General features: G+C 55.1%; 1 protein-coding gene. It reads right to left on the bottom strand.

All coding sequences use genetic code 11. The features are described from left to right. On the bottom strand, positions 1–186 hold a 186-nt coding region (locus AC0T7J_RS25255), incomplete at its 3' end, for a hypothetical protein (protein ID WP_473798501.1). Positions 187–457: the final 271 nt, after the last annotated feature.

Below are 457 nucleotides of genomic sequence, written 5' to 3'. Positions count from 1 at the left end.
CGTGTCGTAGCTGTAAGTGACCAGCGTCTGCACCGTGTTCCATGCGGCCTCAAGATTGTCCGCTGGCAGGAACTGTTGATAGTCGACGGCGATGATGTGCTTGCGATCGTAGCGCAGGAGCAGGGCGCGGCCGGCACCGTTGTCGAGACGTTTGATGCGCCCATGGATGTCGCGAGTAACGTGCAAGCGGTTGCCATAGCTATCGCTGATGGCGATCAGGGTCGCGCCTTTGCTGTCGAAGCGGAAGTGATAGAACGATGGTCGCTTGCTAGCCTGCGAGAACCAGCTCGGATGGATCGTCAGAAAAAGATGGCCGCGCGCGATAGGCTGTTGGTGATGGCGGGACGCTGCTCACTCGGGAGTGGGGAAACAGTGGAGCGTTTTTCCTGAACGGTTGAGACTTTGATAAGGTTGTTGTAGTTTTTTCAGGTTTTTTTGTATTTGAGGTGTTTGATGA

The organism is Pantoea sp. E956-1, assembly GCF_982223955.1.
Note: the sequence above shows the minus strand (reverse complement) of the source record. Positions and strands in the feature narration are given on the sequence as shown.